This is a genomic window from uncultured Microbulbifer sp. (assembly GCF_947498635.1).
Taxonomy (GTDB): domain Bacteria; phylum Pseudomonadota; class Gammaproteobacteria; order Pseudomonadales; family Cellvibrionaceae; genus Microbulbifer; species Microbulbifer echini.
The window spans coordinates 12,813-33,273 of record NZ_CANMKV010000012.1 but is presented as its reverse complement, the minus strand read 5'-3'; the positions used below and the strand labels follow the sequence as shown (position 1 = coordinate 33,273).

Genomic DNA, 20,461 nt, shown 5'->3' with positions numbered 1-20,461 from the left:
TCCTCTTTTAAAATTAAAAGCTTTTTGTTGCAGCCTGTGCCGTTAGAGAGCCACTTCCTCCGCGGCCAGAAAGCCAACCTTTACACCCATATCCGGAAGGATGCGCGGGTCTTTTTCATTGATGCCGATACGCACGCGTACGGTGGCCTTGGCGCGATCAGCGGTAGGAATAATCGCCACTACTGTGGCTGGAATATCCCACTGTGGGTAGGCGTCCAGATTGGCATTTACCCTTTGCCCGGTGGAGACGCGGCCGATAAACGCCTCATTGACATCCACTTCAATTTCCAGGGAGTTCATATCCACGATGGTGCAGATACCGGTGCGGGTAAAACCGCCGCCGGCGGAACTGGGCGCGACAATTTCCCCCGGCTGCGCATTTTTCTGAGTAACGATGCCGGCAAATGGAGCGCGAATCGTGTGGTCTTCCAAGCGCTCACGCTGACGCCGGGCTTCCAGTTTAGCCACTTCGATATTCGCCTTGGCGCTGTTTAAATCCGCGCGCAGCCCTTCGGCATTGGCTTCGCTCTGTGTCAGTTGGGCTTTGCTGGAATAATTTTTATCGCGCAGCCCGGCAAAGCGCCGGTACTGTCGCTCGGCCTCTTTCAGCTTTGCGCTGATGCTGGCTTGTTGGGCTTGCAATACGTGAATCTGCGCGAGGGCGAAGTCGAGGCTGACCTTAGCCTTGGCGTCATCGAGGCGGGCTAAAACCTGACCTTCGTGTACCTGCATGCCCTCCTCAACATCCACACTGCTGATCAGCCCCATCACTTCGGCAGACACCGTGGCCATACGCCGTGCGGTGATATAACCGGACGCATTTAGTACCGTCTCCCGATTCGAACGCGTTCGTGTAGAGGCGGTGGCGGGCACGGCATTGTGGGCATGAGCGGCTGTGGGCACGATAGCGGGTTGATCATCGGCCAATAGGGAGGCGCCAAAAAACCCCACAAGCAGGCCAGCGAGGGCGCCGGCAGAAGTTGCCAACAGGATTTTTCGGGTCGATGAAGGTGTATCGGGCGCCGTATCCCGGTCAATTTTTAACTGACCGAGCAGCTCACTGGTGTTTCTGCTCATACAGCCACATTCTTATAAGGGCCTGTTTATTTCCTATAAAGAACAACTGTGGCAGAAACTAACAATATTGCTATTCGATATCACTTCATCCGGCGCCGCTTGTTTAGTGGCGCCAAAAAGCCGGGGTCAGCAACACCAGCAAGGTAAAAATTTCCAGGCGCCCCATCAGCATGGCGAGGATGAGAAACCACTTGGCCACTTCATTGATCGAGCCGTAGTGCGAGGCGGCGTCGCCGAGGGCCGGGCCGATGTTACTCAGGCACGAGGCCACCGTGGTAACGGAGGTGACAAAATCTTCGCCGGTGGCGATGACGATAATGGAGAGGATAAAAAACGACAGAACATAGACAGCGAAAAAGCCCCACACCGCATCGGTAACTCGGTCTGGCACTATCTTGCGGTTGAGCTTGATAGGAATTACTGCGTTGGCATGTACCAGGCGATTTAGTTCGCGCATACCGGATTTCATAATCAACATTCCGCGTACGGCCTTGATTCCCCCGGACGTAGAACCGGCACAGGCACCAAGGATACCCAGCAGCAATAAAACATAGGGCAGAAAAACCGGCCAGGCGGAAAAATTTTCGGAGGCGAAACCGGCGGTGGTGCTGATAGAAACCACCTGAAAAAAGCCGTGCAGCAGGCTATTGCCCGGGGAGAAAATATTTAAGATCCACAGGTAACAGCTGATTAACAGCCCGGCCCCAAGAATCAACATCACATAAAAACGAAATTCCGAATCGCGCCAGTAATGCTTGAGAGTTTTGTTGCGGAAGGCGTAAAAATGCAGGCCAAAGTTGATTGCCGCGGTGAACATAAAAATGATACAGATCACCATAATGGCGCGGTTGTGGGCATAGAAGCCCATACTGGCATCGTGGGTGGAAAAGCCGCCATTGGCCACGGTGGAAAAGGCGTGGCCCACAGCGTCGAAAACCGTCATGCCCGCCCACCAATAGCCGATGCCGCACAGTATGGTGAGAATCACGTAGATCACGATCAGTGCGCGTGCTGTCTCGGTGATACGCGGAGTTAATTTGGTGTCTTTGACTGGGCCGGGAATTTCCGCCTTGTACAGCTGCATACCACCAATACCGAGCATGGGCAGGATCGCCAGGGCGATTACAATTACGCCGATGCCACCAAACCACTGCAATTGCTGGCGGTAGTAGAGAATGGCCGGGGGGAGGGTGTCCAGGCCGGTAATCACCGTGGCGCCAGTGGTGGTCAGTCCGGAAATAGATTCAAAAATAGAATCGGTAATACTCAGGTCCGGCAGTGGGCTGATAATAAAAGGCAGGGCACCAAAACTGCCGAGAATTAGCCAGAACAGTGAGGTCACCACAAAACCGTCACGGGTGCGTAGATCTTGTCGCAGGTCGTGCACCGGCAACCACATAAACAAGCCGGTCACCAGGGTAATGACAAAAGCGATAACAAAGGCGCTGTGGGTATTGTCTTCATACCACAAGGACACGCCGATCGGCGGCAGCAGTGTCAGGCTGAACACCGTGAGGAGAATTCCAAAAACTCGCGCAATTACCGCAATTCGCATTGACGCCTGTCAGCCTGTTATCTGTTGTTACTTTATATGGACGGCGGAGGTAGTGATCGCCGGATGACTCAATAAAACTTCGACACTAAAAAAAGCCGAAGCCAACCTGGAACAATTGTTCCACGTGGCGGGTCTGGCGGCGATCCACTAGGAATACAATCACGTGATCGTCGCTCTGTACAATGACATCGTCGTGTGCCATTAAAACTTCACTGCCGTTTACGGTCTCGCGCACGATGGCACCGATAGAGGCACCCTCGGGCAGATCGATATCTTCGATCTTGCGCCCGACCACTTTGGAAGTGCGCTCATCGCCGTGGGCGACCACCTCAATGGCCTCGGCTGCGCCACGGCGCAAGGAGTGTACATTGACCATATCGCCGCGACGCACGTGGGTGAGCAGGCTGCCGATGGTATTTTGTTGGGGAGAAATGGCGATATCGATTTCACCGCCCTGTACCAAATCCACGTAGGCGCGGTTATTGATCAGGGTCATCACTTTGCGAGCGCCGAGACGCTTGGCCAGCAGCGATGACATGATATTAGCTTCATCGTCGTTGGTAAGGGCGAGGAATACATCGGTGTCCTCGATATTCTCCTCGAGTAACAGCTCCTGGTCCGAGGCACTGCCGTGCAGGATGATGGTGTGCGACAGTTCCTCGGATAAAAACACACAGCGCTCGTGGCTCTGCTCGATAATTTTGACCGAGTAACGGTTCTCCAGCTTGGTGGCCAGACGCAGGCCAATATTGCCACCGCCGGCGATGATCACGCGTTTGTAGCCGTGTTCCAGGCGGCGCAATTCGCTCATCACCGCGCGGATATCGGCGCGTGCGGCGATGAAGAAAACCTCATCACCGGCCTCGATCACGGTATCTCCCTGGGGAATAATCGGGCGATTGCGCCGGTAGATGGCCGCCACACGGGTATCCACCTTGGGCATGTGTTCGCGCAAATAGCGCAGCTGGTGTCCCACCAGCGGGCCGCCTTGTACCGCCAGCACGGTGACCAGCTGCACGCGGCCGGAGGCAAAATCCAGTACCTGTAGGGCACCCGGATGCTCCATCAGACGCGCGATATATTCGGAGACCAGCTGCTCGGGACTGATCAATACATCGATGGGTATGGCCTGGTTGTCAAACAACTGCGGATATTGCAGATAAGAAGCGGCGCGTACGCGCGCAATCTTGGTGGGAACGCGAAACAGGGAGTGCGCAATCTGGCAGGCCGCCATGTTGGTTTCATCGTTGTTGGTCACTGCCACCAGGATATCGGCATCTTCGATGCCGGCATCCATCAGCACATCGGGGTGAGAGGCGTGTCCGTTGACCACGCCGATATCGATGCGATCGCGCAATTCACGCAGGGTTTTTTCGTCGCTGTCCACCAGGACAATATCATTGCGCTCGGAGGCCAGAGCCTCCGCCAGTGAGCCGCCCACCTGGCCGGCGCCGAGAATGACAATTTTCATATCGGATGAGACTCGCGGCTAGCGCTGCTGTTATTTATTCGGCTTTGCTGAGCAGAGCGTAGTAGAAACCGTCACCGCCAAGACTCTGGGGCAATAGTTGCATACCCGCAGCCTGTTTCTCGCCCCAGGGCTTTCCGTGCAGCAGTTCGGGTGTATTGTCGCTCGCATCCTCGGTCTCCGCAATGAAGGCCGCAACGACTTCGTTATTTTCAGCCGGGAGCACCGAACAAGTGGCATAAAGGAGACTGCCACCGGGTTTGAGCAGTGGCCAGAGGGTACGCAATAGTTTCCCCTGTAGTTTCGCCAGCTCGGTGATATCTTCGGCGCGGCGCAGCAATTTGATATCTGGGTTGCGGCGGATCACTCCGGTCGCGGAGCAGGGCGCGTCGAGCAGGATGCGCTCGTATTGTTGTCCATCCCACCAGGCATCCGGTGTGGCTGCGTCGGCGCAGATCAATTGCGCGGAGAGACCGCACCGCTCGAGATTTTCCTGCACCCGGTCGAGACGTAGTTCTTCAATATCGAGGGCACTCAATTGGATCGAAGACTGTTGTTCCAGCAGGTGGCAGCTCTTGCCCCCCGGCGCGGCGCAGGCATCGAGTACCCGATCGCCACTTTCCGCTGCGAGCAATATTGCCGCCAGTTGGGCCGACTCGTCCTGCACACTGACCAAGCCATCGGCAAAACCGGGCAGAATACCGACAGGGACCGCTTCAAGTAAGGTAACGCCCACCGGTGAGAGGGTACAGGGCTCGGCCGACAGGCCGGTCTCATCGAGCTGCTGCAGGTAGTCGTCACGGGAAATCTTCGCGCTATTCACCCTCAGGGTCATGGGCGGATTGGTGTTGTTGGCGCGGAAGATGTCCCCCGCCTGGGTTGGCCAGGCGGCCTTGATTTTCTGTTGCAGCCACGCCGGGTGCATGGAACTGAATTGAGGGTTACCTGAGAGCTTGCGCTGCAGGCGCTCGCTGTCGCGCAGGGCGTTGCGCAGCACGCCGTTGATCAGGCCAGTGGCGCGGTCCAGTTTAAGACTGCGGGCGGCGTTGACCGTGGCGGAGATCGCCGCGTGATCGGGAATGCGGGTGTATTCCAGCTGGTATAAGCCGAGCAGGATCAGCGCGCTGACCTGAGTGTCGCCGGGGGCTTTGCGCAGTAGTTTGGCCGCGGTTAGCTGCAGGCGCGGGGCGGTGCGGGCACAGCCGTAGCAAAGCTCGCGCAGCAGGGCGCGGTCGCGCTCTTCGACTTTTTCTTCTGCCTGGGGCAGCAGTCTCGACAGTGATCCCCGTCCATTCAACAGGCTGGCGACCACCCTGGCCGCCTCGGCGCGTACATCTCTACTCATGCTTATCCCAGTTGTGTGCCGGGCGCGAATAGCGCCCGGTAACCTTTTAAAATTTCTGCGGCGGGCAGCGCTTTCTTTCCGGGCAGCTGAATTAACTGCAGCCGCAGGGCCTCGCGGCCACAGGCGACGAGAATGCCCTCGTCGTCGCAGGCGAGAATAGTGCCGGGGTTGTCGCTGTGACAGCCGTTTTCCAGGGTGGCGCTGTATATGCGCAGGCGCTGTTCGCCTTTCTTATCCGGGTAGGTGCTCCAACTTACCGGGAAGGGGTTAAAGGCGCGGATCTGGCGGTGCAGCTCTTGTGCCGGACGCTGCCAATCGATTCGGGCCTCTTCTTTCGTGATTTTGTTGGCGTAGTTGGCCTGGGCGTCATCCTGGCTCTGAGGCTTAGCCGAGCCTGCGGCCAGTTGCGCCAGGGCTTGGATCAGGGCGGGGCCGCCCAGCTCCGCCAGCTTATCGTGCAGGCTGCCACCGGTTTCGGTCACCACAATCGGACAGCGTCGTTCCACCAATACCGGGCCGGTATCCAGGCCGGCCTCCATTTGCATGATGGCCACACCGCTCTCGCTGTCGCCAGCCTCGACTGCACGCTGGATGGGCGCCGCGCCGCGCCAGCGCGGTAGAAGGGAGGCGTGCACGTTGATACACCCCAATCGCGGGGTGTCCAGTACCGCTTGGGGCAGGATTAGGCCGTAGGCTACAACCACCATAATGTCCGCTCCCAATGCGGCCAGTTCTGCCTGGGCATTTTCATCGCGCAGGCTCTGGGGTTGATACACCGGGATTTGTTGCGCTTGCGCCAGCTGCTTCACCGGGCTTGCCAGTAATTTCTTGCCGCGCCCCGCAGGCCTGTCTGGCTGGGTGTAAACGGCGATGACATTGTGCTCGCTGTCGAGCAGCGCCTGCAGATGCACGGCGGCAAAGTCCGGCGTGCCGGCAAAGATGATATTCACTGGCTGGTTCTCAGATCGGGGATGGCGGTGGCGCCGGGCGTGCCGGCGGCCAGTTCTCTGACTCAGGCGCGCCGACGCTGGGATTTTTCCAGCTTGGAGCGAATGCGGTTGCGCTTGAGCGGGGAGATGTAGTCGACGAACAGCTTGCCGTCCAGGTGGTCAACTTCATGCTGAATACACACGGCTAGCAGACCTTCCACCTCGAGGGCAAAGGGTTCGCCGTCGCGATCCAGAGCCTTGACTCGCACCCTGCGCGGGCGTTCCACGGTCTCGTAGAAACCGGGTACCGACAGGCAGCCCTCGTCGTACTGATGGATCTCCGGATCCAGTACTTCGATCTCGGGATTGATAAATCCGTACGGCTCACTGTTGTCTTCGGAGATATCCACCACCACGATGCGCTCGTGCACATTAACCTGGGTGGCAGCGAGACCTATGCCAGGTGCTGCGTACATGGTTTCGAACATGTCGTCGAGCAGCTGACGGTGAGTGTCGGTCACTTCTGTGACGGGTTTAGCGACCTCGCGCAGGCGCGGATCGGGAAATTCCAGTATCTCGAGTTTAGCCATAACACCTGTGACAAACTTCTAGTATTCGTTGAACGTGCGCTGATAACATTATGATCGCGCTCAATATTTACCGAGTGGACCCCGATTTTCGCTGGCGCCTCGCGCCCGGGGCCGGCCATTTCCCCTTAAGGAGGGTGTCCCGGCGCTGAGAATTATAGCGATAAAGAGCATAGGAATGCTTCCATGAAAAAAATAATCCTGGCCGCCGTCTCGATGTTGGCGGTCGCCCTTGGCACCCAAGCGCAGGATCAGGTGCGTCTGAACCCCAGCCATCCGGATGCCTATGTGGTGCAAAAGGGCGATACCCTCTGGGATATCTCCAGTGAATTCCTGATCCAGCCCTGGTATTGGCCGGAGATCTGGCAGGTGAACCCACAGGTGGAAAATCCGCATTTGATCTTTCCGGGCGACAGCCTGCGCCTGGTGTACGTAGATGGCCAGCCGCAATTGCAGCTGCAGCGCGGACCCCGCGCTTATCAGCTGTCTCCCGGTGCCAACGGCAATCGCCTGACGCCGCAGATCCGCCGCGAAGCGGTGGAGGATGCGATTCCGGCGATTCCCCTGGATGCGATCAATGCCTTCCTGTCGCGCACGCGCATTGTCGAGCCCGGTGCTTTCGAGGGCACCCCCTATATTGTGTCCGGCTCCGATAATCATATCCTTATGGGCGCGGGCGACACTATCTACGCCCGCGGTGAATTTGAAGTACCCCTGGCATCCTATGGCCTCTATCGGCCGGGCCCTGTGTACGTTGACCCTGTGAGCAATGAGACCCTGGGGCGCCAGGCTCTGGGTGTGGGTGAAGTTGACCTGTTACAGCTGGACCCGGATAACCTGCCGGGCTTTTCCGTCGCGACCCTGGGGGTGGCCAGTACCGCCCGCGAGATTCGCCTCGAGGATCGCCTGATGCCGGTGGAGGAGCGCTCCATTGATGCGTTGTTCCACCCCAGCGCTCCGGCAGTCACGGTGGACGGTCTGATTGTCGGTGTGGATGAGGGGGTGACCCAAATCGGTAAATTCGATGTGGTCATCCTCAACCTGGGCGATCGCGATGGCATAGTGCCGGGCAATATGATGGCGGTGTACAAGCGCGGCTCCCTGGTGCGCGATCGTATTGCCGGCGACAGTGTAAAACTGCCCGATGAGCGCGCCGGCGAGATGATGGTGTTCCGTACCTTTGAGAAAATGAGCCTGGCCCTGATTCTCGAAGCCGATCGCCCTCTGGAGGTGATGGACTTGGTGCGTAACCCCTAGCGATTGGAATTGAATGCGGCGCTCTTGCTGTTTGGAGCGTCGCCCGGTTGGACACACCCCCCTCTTCTCAAACAGACAAACGGTGAGCCGCATGGATGCGTTGACTGCCAGCATGGCCCTACTACGCCTCGAAGGCTTGGGCCCCGCGCGCTACTGGCAATTACTGGATCACTTCGGCAGCCCGGATCGGGCCCTCCTGCAACTCCCCCAAGCCATGTTGAGCAAACTGCCGGTTCGCGCCCAATCCCAGTGGCGTGAATTCTGTCGTCTAGGCGCGCAGAGCGAGTTGCTCGAATGGGTGCAGGGTGAGCGCGCCCGCTGTGTACAGCGCGGTGTGCAGCTCGTGTGCCACAGCGATAGCGACTATCCACCCCTGCTCATGGAAATCTCGCGGCCGCCGCCTCTGCTTTATTTGCGCGGACCCCGTGCAATTTTGGCTCTACCACAGATCGCCATTGTGGGTGCGCGCCGCGCGACCAGCGCGGGCCTGGATAACGCCCGCAGCTTTGCCATGGAACTCGCTCGCTCCGGCTTTGCCATTACTTCGGGGCTCGCGCTGGGTGTGGATGCGGCGGCTCATCGAGGCGCCCTGCGGGGTACGGGGGCCACGATTGCCGTGTTGGGCAGCGGCGTGGACTGTATTTATCCACGCCAAAATCGCGCGCTGGCCGATGAAATCCTCGCTGCGGGAGGCGCTATCCTCAGCGAGTTACCTCTGGAGAGCGGCGCCGAGGCCAAGAACTTTCCCCGCCGCAACCGCATTATCAGTGGGCTCTCTATGGGGGTACTGTTGGTCGAGGCGGCGCTGCGCTCGGGCTCCCTGATTACCGCGCGTCTGGCTCTGGAGCAAAATCGCGAGGTGTTTGCCATACCCGGCTCTATTCACAACCCCATGGCCCGGGGTTGCCACCACCTGATCCGAGAGGGAGCGACGCTGGTGGAGACCAGTGGCGATGTCGTCGGCCAGCTTGGCGGCCTGCTGGCTGAGCCGAGTGCGACTGAGCCTGCGCCGGCCATTCTGTTGGACGATCGCCAGCGGCGTCTGTTACTCGCTATGCAGGGAGGTCCGCGCAGTATCGAGCAGTTGGCTGGGGAGACCGGGGAGGGTCCAGGTGAGCTAATGGCGCTGTTGTTGCAAATGGAACTGGAGGGCTTGCTGGAGCCATTACCCGGTGGCTATCAGTTGACCGTCCGGGGCGCGGCCTGTTGTTGCGAGGGGGAGGGCGTGGCTAGCTGAAGGGGCGGCAGAGGTTCCAGCCGCCGACAGATTCGCCAAGTCCAGACACTGCGTTAATACTCAGTGAACTCGAATACAGGAGGCAGGTCATGGCGGATAAACCAAAACTCACCACCGATGGTGGCGCACCCATCGCGGACAATCAGAACAGCCTGAGTGCCGGCCCCCGCGGACCACTATTAATCCAGGACTACCAGTTGCTGGAAAAGCTTGCGCATCAGAACCGCGAGCGGATTGCCGAGCGCACAGTACACGCCAAGGGCTGGGGGGCCTATGGCACCCTGCGTATTACCGGGGATATCGCCAAATACACCTGTGCCAAGGTGTTACAGGTGGGGGTGGAAACTCCCATGCTGGCACGTTTTTCCACTGTTGCGGGAGAGCGGGGGGCGGCAGATGCCGAGCGTGATGTGCGCGGTTTTGCGTTGAAGTTTTACAGCGATGAGGGCAACTGGGATCTGGTTGGTAATAACACCCCGGTCTTTTTTGTGCGCGACCCGTATAAATTTCCCGATTTTATCCACACCCAAAAACGTCACCCGCGCAGCCACCTGCGTTCTGCCACCGCTATGTGGGATTTCTGGTCGCTGTCGCCGGAGAGTCTGCACCAGGTCACGATTCTGTTTTCTGATCGCGGTCTGCCGATCTCACCAATGCACATGAATGGCTATGGCTCCCACACTTACTCCCTGTGGAATAGCACCGGTGAGCGCTTCTGGGTGAAGTTTCATTTCAAGACCCGCCAGGGGCACAAGTTTTATACCGATGCGGAAGCGGAAGCGGTGGTTGGCCGCACTCGAGAGAGCTACCAGGAGGCGATGTTCGGAGCCATTGAGAAAGGCGAATACCCTAAGTGGAGCCTGCAATTACAGGTGATGCCAGAAGCCGATGCCGCCAAGACACCCTACAACCCTTTCGATCTGACCAAAGTGTGGCCCCACGGAGACTACCCGTTAATTGAGGTTGGCGAGATGGAGCTGAATCGCAACCCAGACGATTACTTCGCCGAGTTGGAGCAGGCCGCTTTTTCTCCCTCGAATACTGTGGCGGGTATCGGCTTCTCCCCAGACAAGATGCTGCAGGCGCGAGTTTTTTCTTACGCCGATGCCCACCGCCATCGCCTGGGCACCCACTATGAAAACCTGCCGGTAAACACACCGCACTGTCCCGTGCACAACTACTACCGCGATGGCGAGATGAACTCCACGGGGATTCGCACCGGTAACCCCGACGCCTACTACGAGCCCAACAGCTTCGGCGGCCCGCAGGAGGACCCCAGTGTGAAAGAGCCACCCCTTGCACTAACGGGTGCTGCGGATCGCTACGACCACCGAGAGGGTAATGACGACTACAGCCAGGTGCGAGCGCTCTTCGACCTTTTCGATGATGCGCAAAAACAGCGGCTGTTTGGCAATATTGCCAGGGCGATGGCGGGAGTGCCGGATAGAATAATACAGCGGCAGCTGGCAGAATTTCACAAGGTACATCCAGATTATGCAGCTGGCGTTAAATCGACTCTTTAAGTGGGGCCTTGTGTCGCTGGCGGTCACCGGCAAGAGCCAATGTGCAGAATCCGCTGCGCTGAGAGGGTGTGAATGGCAACATCTTGTGCCCGGCTGCGCAATCCGCTAGATTGCCGCGCTTCCCCCCGCTTTGACAGTTAAGAGAGTTGAAATGAGCAAGCCTTTTGTAGCGATCCTAATGGGTTCTGACTCCGACCTGCCAGTAATGGAAGCCGCCTTCGGCGTACTGGAGAAGTTCGACATTCCCTTTGAAGTGAAAGTCACCTCCGCCCACCGTACCCCCGAGGCGACGCACAGCTATGTCACCGATGCCGACAAGCGCGGTTGTGCCGCGTTTATTTGTGCCGCCGGTATGGCTGCGCACCTGGCCGGTGCGGTATCTGCGACTACCCTGAAGCCGGTGATTGGTGTGCCGATCAATGCTTCTCTCGATGGTCTGGATGCGCTGCTGTCCACCGTACAGATGCCCGGTGGTATTCCTGTGGCCACTGTGGCCATCGGTAAAGCCGGCGCCAAGAACGCTGCTTACCTGGCCGCACAGATTATCGGTTCCTCCGATGCGGAGATGCACCAGAAGCTGGTAGATGAGCGCCGTGCCAATGCCGAGGCGATTATCGCCAAGGATGCCCAGCTGCAAAAAGACCTGCAGCAGCGCAAAGCCAAATAACAGCGACGCTGCTATGAGGTATTCTCCGCTCGCTGTAAAGCAGGCCGCCCGCGCCCTGGCAGCGGGCGGCGTTATTGCCCACCCCACCGAGTCTGTGTGGGGTCTCGCCTGCGACCCGAATAACTTGCAGGCGGTAAGGCGCTTACTGCGCCTGAAGACTCGTCCGCTGGAAAAGGGCTTGATCCTGGTTTCCGGTGAGGAGGCGAGTTTTAGCACCTTGCTCGATCCGCTCAGCGTTGAACAGCGCGAGCAACTGCGCAAAACCTGGCCGGGACCGGTGACCTGGCTGGTGCCCCACCGAGATCGTATCCCCTACTGGGTGTGCGGCGCCCATCCCGCAGTGGCCTTGCGTCATACTGACCATTCATTCACCGTTGCGTTAACACGGGCTTTTGGCGGTGCTATTGTATCCACCTCGGCCAATCCGGCGGGTTGCCAACCCGCTCGACATAAATACCAGGTACTCCGTTATTTCGGCGATGCCCTCGACTATGTCGGTGGCGGTTCCACTGGGGGGCGCAGCGCACCCAGTGAAATCCGCGACCTCCTCAGTGGGGAGCAATTGCGCGCGGGCGGTTGATTTCTTTAAAGCGAGTTAGTGTTTCCCCATGAGTGATATTGATACCAAGGAAGTTAAGGGCTATCTGCTGGATCTACAGGATCGTATCTGCAACGCCCTGGGTGGCGAGGATGGCCGAGCGTTTCACGAGGATACCTGGGAGCGACCCGGCGGTGGCGGTGGGAGAACCCGCGTACTGGAGGAGGGAAACCTGATCGAAAAGGGTGGGGTCAACTTCTCCCATGTCTATGGGGATGGTTTGCCGCCCTCCGCAACGGCCAGCCGTCCTGAACTGGCCGGCCGCTCTTTTGAGGCCATGGGTGTCTCCCTGGTGATCCACCCGCGCAATCCCTATGTGCCTACCAGCCACGCCAACGTGCGACTGTTTGTCGCTAAAAAGCCCGGTGCCGAGCCCATCTGGTGGTTTGGGGGGGGCTATGACCTCACGCCTTACTATGGTTTTAAAGAGGATGTGGTGCACTGGCACAGCACCGCAAAGAGTGCCTGCGCGCCTTTCGGTGAAGAGATTTACCCGCGTTTCAAGCAGTGGTGCGACAAGTATTTCTACCTGAAGCACCGGGATGAGGCCCGCGGAGTGGGCGGTCTTTTCTTTGATGATTTCAATGAGGGCGGCTTTGAAAACGCCTTCGCACTGACCCGCGCTGTGGGTGACAGTTATCTGGATGCCTATCTGCCCATCTTACAGAAACGCAAAGATACCCCTTACAGTGAGCGCGAGCGGGATTTCCAACTGTACCGCCGCGGTCGCTATGTGGAGTTCAATCTGGTGTTTGATCGGGGCACCTTGTTTGGCCTGCAGAGCGGCGGACGTACCGAGTCCATCCTGATGTCACTGCCTTCCATGGTCAGTTGGAAGTATGACTGGCACCCCGAGTCGGGCTCCCCAGAGGAAAAGCTTTACACGGATTTTCTGCCGCATCGGGATTGGGTATAGGCCTGGATCGGGCACTATGGAGGTTCGCTGTGCAACAGACGCGACTGGAAAATATCAATTCTCTCTTCCTGGATTACAGGCGCCATTTCGAAACCGGCGATGCCGAGCAGATAGCGGATTATTACCGCTTTCCCCTGCATTACTACCGAGAGGACGGCGCCAAGTTGGCCGTGGATCGCGGTGCCTTTGTCCAACAGGTCGAGAAGCTGCTCAACGCCTATCGGCGCCTCGAAGTGTGCCAAATCCTCGGCACCGTGACGGAGGTTATCGAGCTGAATGCATTTATGAGCCTTGCCAGTTTGCGCTGGACCTTTCTGCACCGCCAGGAAGAGGGCGGTAAGGCTATCGAACTGTACAGTTCTTATACCCGTTACCTGCTCACCGATACCGAGCAGGGACTCAGGATCGACGGTCTGGTGATCGTTGATGAGAGCGCCAAGATTCGTGAGGCGGTCAGGGCGCGTAAGAGGGGGCCGTCGTGAGCGACCGCTATGGCGTTGTAGGCAATCCCATCGAGCACTCCCTGTCCCCGCAAATTCACACCGCCTTTGCCGAGCAGACGGGAGAGGATCTTGTCTACGAGAAGCTGCTCGCCCCGCTGGATGGTTTTGTCAAAACGGTTTCCGCGTTTTTTGCCGAGGGCGGCCGCGGCCTGAATGTCACCGTGCCGTTCAAATTGCAAGCCTGTGAGCTGGCCGATGCGCTTACCGAACGCGCCGCCGCCGCCGGTGCGGTGAATACCCTGATGCGCGATCAAGATGGGCGCTTGCTCGGTGATAATACCGATGGCGCAGGGCTGGTAGCGGATATCCGCGATAATTTGAACTGGGCAATTCAGGATCAGCGGGTCTTGCTCCTGGGCGCGGGTGGCGCCGCCCGTGGCGCCCTTCTGCCACTATTAGCTGAACGTCCCGCACAGTTACATATTGCCAATCGCACTGCAGCCAAAGCCTGCCAGCTCGCCGATGAATTTTCCCACTATGGCGCCTTAAGCGGCGGGGGTTTAGAGCCGTTGTGTGGCGGCTTTGATCTGGTAATCAACGCGAGCTCGGCGAGCCTGGATAATCAATTGCCACCTCTGCCTAAGTATCTTTTTACAAGCAGTGGTCGAGCCTATGACATGGTTTACGGTGCCACGCCGACGCCTTTTGTACACTGGGCCCGCGAGCAGGGAGTTGAGGCGGCAGATGGACTTGGCATGCTGGTTGGGCAGGCGGCGGAAGCTTTTTTCCTGTGGCGAGGTGTGGCGCCCTTGGTTGAGCCGGTACAGGCGCAATTACGTCGGGCACTGCTAAGCGGACAATAAAACGCTGCAGATAGATCAACCCATTACTACCTCACGGACCGGTTCCGTTCGCTGGCGGCATTAGCTTGCCGGATCAACCAATAACAACAATGACGAGGAAATAGGCTGTGCGCGACTGGTTGCGTAATCTCTCTATATGCTTTGCGGTGGGGTGTTTCGGCGGCCTCTGCTATGCGCTGGGTTTGTGGGCCATGGGGAGCTACGGATTCACTCGGTGGCTGGGGGTAGACCTGGCTCCACACCTGAGTAATACCTATCTCTACCAGCGCATTGTCTGGGGGGGGCTCTGTGGATTGTTATTTCTGTTGCCTTTGCGCAATGCCTGGCTATTGCGTGGAGCCCTGTTATCACTGCTACCGGCCGGTGTGCTACTGCTCTACCTGTTACCGCAACGGGGTTATGACTACGGCGCTTTTGCATTGGGGGCTATGACTCCGCTAGTGATTATTCTCGCCTGTGCCATCGGCGGCATTGCCGCTTCTGCGTTGCTGCGACTGCAGGGTAAATGAAGACGCCGCCGTACATTTTTTGCGGCGGCTTGTGTGATTAGGCTTCAAATTCGATTTCGATCAGGCTACAGCTCTGAGTGTGGCCCATGGCCCGTTTTATGGTGGGATACACAGAGGCGGTAGCGACACTGACGCCCAACTCGATGCGTTGCCTTTGATCCAGCTGAGTGCCGATACGCTGGTCCAGAACCGGATCGATGTTTTTGTAGCTGGCCAACGCCGTGGCAAAGTCAAAAATATCCTTGAGCGGCTCGGGCAAATTACTCCCGCCCTGAATACAGGCTCTGACCAGGTGTGGCTCTACATCGGCTTCAAGAGCCATACGCACATTTAGCTGCAGACAGGCGCCGCAGTCTGCAACCTGCATGGCCGCCAGTTTACTGACCCAAAATACCTCCAGAGGCAAAAACTCCCGGTGCATGGATAAAGGCTGGAAATTGGCAAACTTTTCAAAACCCTCAGGAGAGCTGCGTAAAAACTCCCGAAGATAATCCATGTCGTAGCGGTATTTCTGGGAGAAGGCGTCCATTTCTTCTAGCCGCTGCTGTTCATTCATCGTGTTGGCTCCTGATTGCCAGTTTTACGGAATCGGGCCTGCGGGCCCTGTAGCCAAGTGTTATCGGAAATTTTTTTGTAGAGAAATTAGGTTCTATCGGAAAACGCGATAGGTGGGCTGTAATAGTTACCATATAAGCGCCGGGCCTCCCTGGCGAACCAAAGCCCAGCCTGCCCCTGGGCGCTTTTTGCAGACCACAGTAGGTCGACATCCAGACTCCAAGTGCTCAGTGCGCTAGTCAGTTTCAACTCCACCAATTTACCGCTTTTCAGGAAAGGGCGGGCCAGCTCATAGGGCGCATTGACCCAACCGATCCCCTTACAGGCCAGATCCAAGGCCTGTAACAGAGAATCACAGATCCAAGTTTGTGCCGAGAGTTGCCAACGGTGCTGGCTGTTCACCCCTGCAACAATTATTTGCCGGTGGCGGGCCGCTTCGCTGAGCGAAGCAGGCTGTTGTTGAGCCAATGGGTGATCGGGAGGCGCCAGACAGAGAATTTGTTGTCGCCCGAGGGTATTGAAATCCAGCGCGCTCGGATAATTATCTCTGGTTGTTACAAAAGCGAAATCGGCCTCTCCACGGCTTACACACGCCACGGCTTGCTCGCTGCTGGCACTGCTCAGTTGTAACTGGGTGTGGGGAAATCGATGACTGAAAGTGGCAAGCACATCGTTGAGGCGGTCCGGCATCACCAGCTCCTCAAACAGAATGCGCAGCAGCGGCTCTTCGCCGCGCTGGTAAGAATCTGCGGCCTGCTGGAAACGCTGCAGTTGGCCGAGGGCCTGGCGGGCCAGCGGCAACAGGGCCTGGGCGGCCGCCGTGGGGCGGGGGTATTTTCCGCTGCGATCGAAAAGCTCAAGCCCCAGGTCTAACTCCAGATTCTGGATGTTGGCACTTATCGAGGATTGCGCGCGCCCCAACTCTCGGGCGACGGCGGAAAAGGAGTCCAGTTCGCAGGCGCGCACAAAAGTATGTAGCTGGTCAGTGTTCAGAGTGAGCATGCTCTTCGGTTGATATGCAATGGATTAATCGCGGCTTTGTTGTAGGTATTGATCTTTCAGCTTCACATAGTTTTGCGCTGAATAGCGGAAAAAAGCCATCTCCTTTTCGGACAGGGGGCGCGCTCTGCGGCAGGGCGCGCCTACATAGAGGTAACCGCTCTCCAGGGTTTTCCCCGGCGGCACCAATGCCCCCGCGGCTAATACGACCTCGTCCTCTATGACGGCACCATCCAGTACAATTGCACCGATACCGATCAAAACGCGGTTGCCAATGGTACAACCATGTAGACAGGCCTTGTGGCCGATAGTGACATCTTCACCAATGGTCAGTGGCCAACCATCGGCGTTGAAAGGCCCGGCATGGGTAATATGTAATACCGCACCATCCTGTACACTGGTGCGCGCGCCTATTTGGATGTGGTGCATATCGCCGCGCACCACCGCCATGGGCCACACAGAGCAATCCTCTCCAAGGGTGACATCACCAATCACAGCCGACTGCGGATCAATAAAAACGCGATTGCCGAGTTGTGGGGATTTCTCGCTGACAGAGTCATTGAGGCTGCGCAGTGGGGACATAAAGGAGCTCCTGTACAATGAATCCTCTATCATAGCTGTATCCTAATTTGAGCACAGGGTCCCGTATGTCCAATCCACTGTTGAATATCCCCCTACTCCCCCCGTTTAACCAACTGCAGCCCCAACAGGTGGAGCCCGCGATTGCACAGTTGATCGAGAACTGTAAGCAGCAATTACTACGGGGATTAGAAACCCCGGGCTGGGAGACCACCCTGGTACCGCTCGAAGAGGCCCAGGACCAGCTGAATCGCGCATTTTCGCCGATCAGTCACCTCAACAGTGTGCTGAGTGGCGAGTGGCGTGCTCCCTATGAAGCGGCGCTCGCGCAAGTCACCGCTTACTGGACGGAACAGGGTCAAAATCGCGAGCTGTATCAGGTTTATCAACAGCTGGCGGCATCGCCGGCTTTTCAAAACTGGTCACAGCCACACAAGAAATCTGTCGAGCTGGGATTGCGGGATTTTGAGTTGAGCGGAGTTGGTCTGCAGGGGGAGGCGCGAGAGCAATTTGCCGCGAACAGCAAGCGCTTGGCAGAACTCTCCAGTCGATTTGCCAATAATGTATTGGATGCTACGAATGCCTGGTCCTGGCATACCTCGGAGGAGTCAGAATTAAACGGATTACCGCAGACCGCTGTGGCTGCAGCGCGCAGTGCCGCACAGAACAAGGACAAGGAGGGGTGGTTAATTACCCTCGACGGGCCTAGCTATCTGTCGGTAATGACTCATGCGGACAATCGCGAGCTGCGTAAGCGGGTACACACCGCTTTTGTCAGTCGCGCTTCAGAGGTTGGCCCCAATGCCGGTGAGTATGACAATTCAGAGGTGATGGAGGCTATTCTGGCGTTGCGGGCAGAGCAGGCCCAGCTGCTGGGTATGTCTAATTACGCCGAATTGTCACTGGCCAGTAAGATGGCCCCCGATACACCGCGCGTACTGGAGTTTCTCAACGACCTAGCGCAGAGAGCAAAACCCGCGGCCGAGCGCGAGATGGCGGAGCTACGCGTATTTGCCGAAGCAGAGTACAACCTCAATGAACTCCAGCCCTGGGATATTGCTTGGGTAGCAGAGAAGCTCAAGCAACAACGTTATGCCATAAGCCAGGAAGAGCTGCGCCCCTATTTTCCCTATGCAAAAGTGGTTGAGGGCCTATTTACCGTAGTGGAAAAACTTTTTGCCATTTCCGTTCAGGAAGACAGGTCTGTGGCAACCTGGCATAAAGATGTACAGTTCTTCTGGCTGTACAGAGAAGGCGAGCGTATCGCAGGTTTTTATCTGGATGCCTTTGCCAGGGAGAAAAAGCGCGGTGGGGCTTGGATGGATACTGTCGCTACACGTCGCCACAGTGCGAATGGCTTGCAGTTACCCATCGCTTATCTGGTGTGCAACTTTAGTCCCGCAGCGGGCGATATGCCCTCTCTGTTAACACACTATGAAGTCACGACATTGTTTCACGAGTTTGGTCATGGCTTGCATCACATGCTGACACAAATGGATGTAGCGGCAGTGTCGGGAATTAATGGTGTAGCCTGGGATGCGGTGGAAATGCCCAGCCAGTTTTTGGAGAATTGGTGCTGGCAACCGCAGGCAATTGAAATGATCTCCTCACATTTCAAAACAGGGGAATCACTACCGCCCCAGCTACTGAATAAAATGTTGGAGGCAAAGAATTTCCAGTCGGCTATGTTTACAGTGCGCCAACTCGAGTTCGCCATGTTTGATTTCCGCCTGCACGCCAGTGAAGAGACAATGAATGCTGAAAAAATTCAGCAGCTATTAACCGAAGTACGCTCAGAGGTGGCTGTCGTCCCCGTTGCCGAAGAGAATCGTTTTCAGCACGGATTCAGCCATATTTTTGCGGGGGGTTATGCCGCAGGGTATTACAGCTATAAGTGGGCGGAAGTACTTTCGGCCGATGCGTTTTCCCTGTTTGAAGAGAAGGGTATTTTTGACAGGGCTACAGGAGAGCACTTTCTACATTCAGTTCTTGAACAGGGTGGAAGCCGAGATGCCCTGGATCTTTTTGTGGAGTTTCGTGGGAGAGAACCCGATATTGATGCCCTATTACGTCACTCGGGTATAGAGCAGCTTGAGTTGAATATTAGTCCGGTCTGAAAGGACCATCACATCATGACATGTTGAGCAGTAATCATGATCGATCAAAATAATCCTGGAAAGCCAAAAAAATCTTCCAAAAAGCGCTTTATCGCCGGCGCGGTTTGTCCGCGCTGCAGCGAAATGGACAGAATAGTGAATTATCAGGAAGAAGGGAAAAACTATCGGGAATGTGTATCCTGTGGTTTCAAGGATGAAATTCGTTTGCAATCCGCCCCCTCTGAACTAATTACCCGAGTGAGTACAGCGAAGAAAAAAGAGGTGAATGAAGAGCCTGTTAAATTTATCCAGCCACAAAATAAAAATAAAAAGTGAAAAAAATAATCATACCTTTCGTCGTGCTTATTATCGTGATTGCTGCGGCACTGTACGGCCTAAATAATTATCAACAAACGCAAAAGAAACAATTAGAGCAGGCTTCTCACCTGTTGGCCAGTTGCGTCAATCAGGGAATACTAAGTCTGTTCCGTTTACAGGCAAATGACTGGAATTTAAGGCCGGATTATTATTTACAGCAGCAGCGTATACTCAATGCGAATATAGAGGCTTTGCCACAAAAAATTCTAGATGGAAGATCGTTCAAAAAATGGAGTTTTGCGTTAAAGGTTTGTGATAAATTGACGGTTAATAGCAATCTACAGCATGTCACTATATTTAGGCCATTGGCCGATCTTGCCTCATCTGAAATGTCAGATGCTACAACGTTTAAAAGCCGTAAATCACTAAGAAAGCGCAAGAAAACTATTGGTGCTCTTAGAGAGTCCGCGCAAGCGGCCGATAGATACTTGAAAGATTTACGAAGCGATATTAATACCCAGATACAAGCCCAACCGTTCTCTGGGGACGAAAAAGAATTTTTACTACAACAGATAAATAAAGAAGTTCTGGATTACTATCAGCACGGTAAATTTTCACTGGAAAACGCTAACGTATATCTTGAAAGACTCTCAAGTTTTTATCAATTAATGGCGGAGAACCCTAAAGCCTATACAGTACGCAGCGGTAGCTTATATTTCTATGATCGGAATTTGAGAAGTAAAGTAGAGGGGTTGAATCGTATAATTTTGCAGGGAGAAACTACATTTTTTTCGAACTTCACTCAGATTTTGATGCAAAAGCAGATACAGAATCCAGATTTATAAAAAATGGTGAGCGGGTGTGAATTATTATTTCGCCCGCTCATTATTTACCAACTTGAGAGTAATACTGATTTTTATCTAAAATAGTTGAAAGCTAA

The 20,461-nt window shown here is 56.1% G+C and carries 21 protein-coding genes; 12 read left to right on the top strand and 9 right to left on the bottom strand.

The genetic code is table 11. The features are described from left to right. Positions 1 to 42 precede the first annotated feature (42 nt). The 6 genes from Q1A69_RS08220 to def all read right to left on the bottom strand — a co-directional run bounded on the left by Q1A69_RS08220 (position 43) and on the right by def (position 6,964). Positions 43 to 1,077, bottom strand: coding sequence for an efflux RND transporter periplasmic adaptor subunit (locus Q1A69_RS08220; RefSeq protein ID WP_299583856.1), 1,035 nt, complete (start codon positions 1,075 to 1,077; stop codon positions 43 to 45). A 103-nt stretch (positions 1,078 to 1,180) separates the two neighbouring features. Continuing rightward, a complete protein-coding gene (locus Q1A69_RS08215) occupies positions 1,181 to 2,632 on the bottom strand; it encodes a TrkH family potassium uptake protein (protein WP_299583853.1) in 1,452 nt (483 codons plus the stop codon). 85 nt (positions 2,633 to 2,717) lie between these two features. Next, a complete protein-coding gene (gene trkA, locus Q1A69_RS08210; protein WP_299583850.1) occupies positions 2,718 to 4,103 on the bottom strand; it encodes a Trk system potassium transporter TrkA in 1,386 nt (461 codons plus the stop codon). A gap of 34 nt (positions 4,104 to 4,137) precedes the next feature. Continuing rightward, positions 4,138 to 5,445 carry a 16S rRNA (cytosine(967)-C(5))-methyltransferase RsmB gene (gene rsmB, locus Q1A69_RS08205; protein WP_299583847.1) on the bottom strand — a complete coding sequence of 436 codons (1,308 nt, stop codon included), beginning with the start codon at positions 5,443 to 5,445 and terminating at the stop codon, positions 4,138 to 4,140. A 2-nt stretch (positions 5,446 to 5,447) separates the two neighbouring features. Then, positions 5,448 to 6,395, bottom strand: a complete 948-nt coding sequence (fmt, locus tag Q1A69_RS08200) for a methionyl-tRNA formyltransferase (RefSeq protein WP_299583844.1) — start codon at positions 6,393 to 6,395, stop codon at positions 5,448 to 5,450. Positions 6,396 to 6,457: 62 nt separating this feature from the next. Next, positions 6,458 to 6,964 (bottom strand): peptide deformylase, encoded by a 507-nt coding sequence (def, locus tag Q1A69_RS08195; protein ID WP_299583841.1) that lies wholly within the window; start codon positions 6,962 to 6,964, stop codon positions 6,458 to 6,460. A gap of 183 nt (positions 6,965 to 7,147) precedes the next feature. Between def and Q1A69_RS08190 the strand changes: the two genes are divergently transcribed. From Q1A69_RS08190 to Q1A69_RS08150, 9 genes are all read left to right on the top strand, one after another. Continuing rightward, the gene (locus tag Q1A69_RS08190) at positions 7,148 to 8,218 is read left to right on the top strand and encodes a LysM domain-containing protein (protein WP_299583838.1); all 1,071 of its coding nucleotides are present in this window, start codon (positions 7,148 to 7,150) and stop codon (positions 8,216 to 8,218) included. Positions 8,219 to 8,309: 91 nt separating this feature from the next. Next, entirely contained in the window at positions 8,310 to 9,455 is a 1,146-nt protein-coding gene (dprA, locus tag Q1A69_RS08185; RefSeq protein ID WP_299583835.1) for a DNA-processing protein DprA, read from the top strand. An 89-nt stretch (positions 9,456 to 9,544) separates the two neighbouring features. Continuing rightward, on the top strand, positions 9,545 to 10,978 hold the full coding sequence (locus Q1A69_RS08180) for a catalase (RefSeq protein WP_299583832.1): 1,434 nt from the start codon (positions 9,545 to 9,547) through the stop codon (positions 10,976 to 10,978). Positions 10,979 to 11,129: 151 nt separating this feature from the next. Continuing rightward, on the top strand, positions 11,130 to 11,645 hold the full coding sequence (purE, locus tag Q1A69_RS08175; RefSeq protein ID WP_299583829.1) for a 5-(carboxyamino)imidazole ribonucleotide mutase: 516 nt from the start codon (positions 11,130 to 11,132) through the stop codon (positions 11,643 to 11,645). Positions 11,646 to 11,658: 13 nt separating this feature from the next. Beyond that, positions 11,659 to 12,225 (top strand): Sua5/YciO/YrdC/YwlC family protein, encoded by a 567-nt coding sequence (locus Q1A69_RS08170; protein ID WP_299583826.1) that lies wholly within the window; start codon positions 11,659 to 11,661, stop codon positions 12,223 to 12,225. A gap of 28 nt (positions 12,226 to 12,253) precedes the next feature. Next, positions 12,254 to 13,159: an oxygen-dependent coproporphyrinogen oxidase gene (gene hemF / locus Q1A69_RS08165; RefSeq protein ID WP_299583823.1), complete on the top strand. Its 906-nt coding sequence runs from the start codon at positions 12,254 to 12,256 to the stop codon at positions 13,157 to 13,159. A gap of 29 nt (positions 13,160 to 13,188) precedes the next feature. Next, positions 13,189 to 13,641: a hypothetical protein gene (locus Q1A69_RS08160; RefSeq protein ID WP_299583820.1), complete on the top strand. Its 453-nt coding sequence runs from the start codon at positions 13,189 to 13,191 to the stop codon at positions 13,639 to 13,641. Then, positions 13,638 to 14,465 (top strand): shikimate dehydrogenase, encoded by an 828-nt coding sequence (gene aroE / locus Q1A69_RS08155; RefSeq protein ID WP_299583817.1) that lies wholly within the window; start codon positions 13,638 to 13,640, stop codon positions 14,463 to 14,465. The genes Q1A69_RS08160 and aroE overlap by 4 nt, the downstream gene beginning before the upstream one ends. A 107-nt stretch (positions 14,466 to 14,572) precedes the next feature. After that, positions 14,573 to 14,974, top strand: coding sequence for a hypothetical protein (locus Q1A69_RS08150; RefSeq protein WP_299583814.1), 402 nt, complete (start codon positions 14,573 to 14,575; stop codon positions 14,972 to 14,974). A 37-nt stretch (positions 14,975 to 15,011) separates the two neighbouring features. Here Q1A69_RS08150 and Q1A69_RS08145 read toward each other — a convergent pair whose 3' ends face one another. From Q1A69_RS08145 to Q1A69_RS08135, 3 genes are all read right to left on the bottom strand, one after another. Beyond that, positions 15,012 to 15,530, bottom strand: coding sequence for a hypothetical protein (locus Q1A69_RS08145; protein ID WP_299583811.1), 519 nt, complete (start codon positions 15,528 to 15,530; stop codon positions 15,012 to 15,014). Between the two features lie 86 nt (positions 15,531 to 15,616). Next, positions 15,617 to 16,531 (bottom strand): LysR family transcriptional regulator, encoded by a 915-nt coding sequence (locus Q1A69_RS08140; protein ID WP_299583807.1) that lies wholly within the window; start codon positions 16,529 to 16,531, stop codon positions 15,617 to 15,619. Positions 16,532 to 16,555: 24 nt separating this feature from the next. Then, complete coding sequence (locus Q1A69_RS08135; RefSeq protein ID WP_299583804.1) at positions 16,556 to 17,110, bottom strand: gamma carbonic anhydrase family protein; 555 nt, start codon at positions 17,108 to 17,110, stop codon at positions 16,556 to 16,558. Positions 17,111 to 17,175: 65 nt separating this feature from the next. Here Q1A69_RS08135 and Q1A69_RS08130 point away from each other — a divergent pair, with 65 nt between their 5' ends. The 3 genes from Q1A69_RS08130 to Q1A69_RS08120 are packed head-to-tail and all read left to right on the top strand — an operon-like array spanning position 17,176 to position 20,366. Continuing rightward, positions 17,176 to 19,224, top strand: coding sequence for a M3 family metallopeptidase (locus tag Q1A69_RS08130; protein WP_299583801.1), 2,049 nt, complete (start codon positions 17,176 to 17,178; stop codon positions 19,222 to 19,224). A gap of 36 nt (positions 19,225 to 19,260) precedes the next feature. Continuing rightward, entirely contained in the window at positions 19,261 to 19,539 is a 279-nt protein-coding gene (locus Q1A69_RS08125) for a YheV family putative zinc ribbon protein (RefSeq protein WP_299583799.1), read from the top strand. Next, positions 19,536 to 20,366, top strand: a complete 831-nt coding sequence (locus tag Q1A69_RS08120; RefSeq protein WP_299583796.1) for a hypothetical protein — start codon at positions 19,536 to 19,538, stop codon at positions 20,364 to 20,366. Before Q1A69_RS08125 ends, Q1A69_RS08120 begins: the two co-directional genes overlap by 4 nt. Positions 20,367 to 20,461: the final 95 nt, after the last annotated feature.

Bases quoted from the DNA above. Each gene is read 5' to 3' on its own strand.
- rsmB (WP_299583847.1), bottom strand. From the start codon at position 5,445: ATGAGTAGAGATGTACGCGCCGAGGCGGCCAGGGTGGTCGCCAGCCTG.
- Q1A69_RS08130 (WP_299583801.1), top strand. From the start codon at position 17,176: ATGTCCAATCCACTGTTGAATATCCCCCTACTCCCCCCGTTTAACCAA.
- def (WP_299583841.1), bottom strand. From the start codon at position 6,964: ATGGCTAAACTCGAGATACTGGAATTTCCCGATCCGCGCCTGCGCGAG.
- Q1A69_RS08125 (WP_299583799.1), top strand. From the start codon at position 19,261: ATGATCGATCAAAATAATCCTGGAAAGCCAAAAAAATCTTCCAAAAAG.
- hemF (WP_299583823.1), top strand. From the start codon at position 12,254: ATGAGTGATATTGATACCAAGGAAGTTAAGGGCTATCTGCTGGATCTA.
- Q1A69_RS08135 (WP_299583804.1), bottom strand. From the start codon at position 17,110: ATGTCCCCACTGCGCAGCCTCAATGACTCTGTCAGCGAGAAATCCCCA.
- Q1A69_RS08180 (WP_299583832.1), top strand. From the start codon at position 9,545: ATGGCGGATAAACCAAAACTCACCACCGATGGTGGCGCACCCATCGCG.
- Q1A69_RS08170 (WP_299583826.1), top strand. From the start codon at position 11,659: ATGAGGTATTCTCCGCTCGCTGTAAAGCAGGCCGCCCGCGCCCTGGCA.
- Q1A69_RS08190 (WP_299583838.1), top strand. From the start codon at position 7,148: ATGAAAAAAATAATCCTGGCCGCCGTCTCGATGTTGGCGGTCGCCCTT.
- dprA (WP_299583835.1), top strand. From the start codon at position 8,310: ATGGATGCGTTGACTGCCAGCATGGCCCTACTACGCCTCGAAGGCTTG.
- Q1A69_RS08215 (WP_299583853.1), bottom strand. From the start codon at position 2,632: ATGCGAATTGCGGTAATTGCGCGAGTTTTTGGAATTCTCCTCACGGTG.
- Q1A69_RS08145 (WP_299583811.1), bottom strand. From the start codon at position 15,530: ATGAATGAACAGCAGCGGCTAGAAGAAATGGACGCCTTCTCCCAGAAA.
- purE (WP_299583829.1), top strand. From the start codon at position 11,130: ATGAGCAAGCCTTTTGTAGCGATCCTAATGGGTTCTGACTCCGACCTG.
- Q1A69_RS08220 (WP_299583856.1), bottom strand. From the start codon at position 1,077: ATGAGCAGAAACACCAGTGAGCTGCTCGGTCAGTTAAAAATTGACCGG.
- trkA (WP_299583850.1), bottom strand. From the start codon at position 4,103: ATGAAAATTGTCATTCTCGGCGCCGGCCAGGTGGGCGGCTCACTGGCG.
- Q1A69_RS08140 (WP_299583807.1), bottom strand. From the start codon at position 16,531: ATGCTCACTCTGAACACTGACCAGCTACATACTTTTGTGCGCGCCTGC.